The sequence below is a fragment of the Candidatus Krumholzibacteriia bacterium genome (assembly GCA_035649275.1).
GTDB lineage: Bacteria > Krumholzibacteriota > Krumholzibacteriia.
Genome location: DASRJW010000002.1, coordinates 1 through 2216 on the forward strand (window position 1 = coordinate 1; position 2216 = coordinate 2216).

The following is a 2216-nucleotide window of genomic DNA, read 5'->3' on the forward strand; positions in this document are numbered from 1 at the left end:
AGAAGATCCTGAACAAGAGCGGCGGCAAGATCGGTTCCTGAGTGGGTGTCCAGGGCCGCCGGCGGGCATTGCCCCACCGGCGGCCCCTCTTCGACGCCCGCCGCGGTGGCGCGACCGCCGCTGCCAACGCAAGCCCGCTTCGAACGAGCGTCCTTCCGTCGCCGGCCTCCAGCGCGCACTTCCGCGGCGCGCGCAGTGATTGCGCACTCCATCGGCGCCAGCACTCACCTTCATTCTTGACCCCCGTCGGCTGGAGTGCCTAGGCTGCGGCTCTTAGCACTTCTCTCCGCTGTGCTCCATTCGGGAGGTTTCCCATGCCTAGCACAGCTATTCCTGTGGCGCGTTCTCGGCGCGCTCACGGAGGGAACCCGTCGGTCTTGTTTCTCGCCTGCGTCGCCTTCTCCTTGATCGTGATGCCTGCGGCGCTGCACGCCGACAGGGAGACAGCACGGGGGCCCCGCTCACAGGTCGATGTGGCTCTGCAAGCGGCCCTCGAGGAAGCAGGATTCACCGGCAACATCGAGGCCACTCTCGAAGCTCGCCTCGGCCGGCCCCTGGATCGTGACCTCGCCGATCTCGGGCGGCTGGTCTACTTCGACCCCATCCAAGGTCTGCACAGCGACAACTCCTGTGCCGGTTGTCACAGTCCGGCCTTCGGCTTCGGTGATTCCCAGTCCATGGCCATCGGCGTGGACAACAACCTCATCGTCGGGCCGGACCGTGCCGGTCCGCGCAACCAGCGGCGCGCGCCGCAGGTGATCAACAGCGCCTTCTTCCCCAAGCTGATGCTGAACGGACGCTTCGTCGCCCTCTCGGGCGATCCCTTCGACAACTCCCAGGGCTTCGGCTTCCCGCCCCCGGAGGGCGTGACGCGCTTCCCGGCCAACGACCCGGACGTACGCACGCTGCTCGCCGCCCAAGGACACATCCCGCAAACGGAGCTCGTGGAGATGGCGGGCTTCACCGGCACCGCGGGGAGCATCGGCCCGCTCTTCGATGCCTTCGATGACGGCCACGGCTCCGCCCTGCCGCCGGCGGATGGGAGCGGCTTCCGCAACGAGCCCATCCGCGCTGCCGTGGTGGCGCGCTTCAACGCCACGCCCGCTTACCGCGCCCTGTTCGGCGATCTCTTCAACGGCGGCGTACCGCTGCCCGAGGGTGGCATCACCATCGGGATGGTGGCGAAGGCCATCTCCGAGTTCCAAACCTCGCTCACCTTCGCCAACGCCCCGATCGACCGCTACGCCCGCGGCGAGCTCCATGCCCTCACCATGCCGCAGAAGCGTGGCGCCTTGCTCTTCTTCACCACTGCCGGGTGCGTCGACTGCCACGCCGTCGCCGGCGGCGCCAACGAGATGTTCAGCGATTTCGAGAACCACGTCCTCGGCATCCCGCAGCTCGCCCCGGTTTTCGGCGTCGGCACGGGGAACATCATCTTCGACGGTCCGGGAGGGGACGAGGACTTCGGCGCCGAGCAGATCAGCGGTGACCCCGCCGACCGCTACAAGTTCCGCACTTCGCCACTGCGTAGCGTGGCGGTGCAGCCCGCCTTCTTCCACAACGGCTCGTTCACCGACTTGCGGCTGGCGATCGTGCACCATCTCGACGCCGTGGCCTCGGCGCGTGCCTACAATCCCGCAGCCGCCGGCGTCGACGCGGACTTGCACCGCCTCGGACCCCTCGACCCGGTCTTGGCCCGGCTCGACTCGCGGCTCGCGACGCCGCTCTCGCTCACGGCGAAGCAGATCGACGACCTGGTGGCGTTCGTGAGCGTCGGACTGCTCGATCCACGCGCTCTGCCGGAGAACCTCTGCGCTCTGCTCCCGGCGAGCGTCCCGAGCGGCATGCCCGTGGCCGAGTTCCAGGGCTGCTGTTGCGCTGCGGAACAAGCTCGGTTCGTTCCCACCAAGCTCGAGTCGGGTGCGCTCACGCGCCTCGTCGCCTGGCCCAACCCCATGGCGGGAGCGACGGCGTTCCATTTCGAACTGCCTCATCCGGGCAGCGTGGTGCTCCAGGTGCATGATCCTGCCGGCCGGCGGGTACGCACGATCGTGGCGCCCTTGGGCGCCGGACCGCAGGCGTTGCGCTGGAACGGCCGTGACGACGCCGGTCGCGAGGTCGGGAATGGCGTCTACTTCGTGCGCCTCGCCGGCCCTGGTGGGGAGGTGCGGCAGAAGGTTTCTGTGCTCCGCTAAACGCTGGACCCGTTGGGAGCG

At 68.5% G+C, this 2216-nt stretch carries 1 protein-coding gene; it reads left to right on the forward strand.

What is annotated here, in order from left to right; all coding sequences use genetic code 11:
• The first annotated feature begins 377 nt into the window (after positions 1-377).
• Complete coding sequence (locus VFE28_00025; protein ID HZM14359.1) at positions 378-2195, forward strand: cytochrome c peroxidase; 1818 nt, start codon at positions 378-380, stop codon at positions 2193-2195.
• Positions 2196-2216 lie beyond the last annotated feature (21 nt).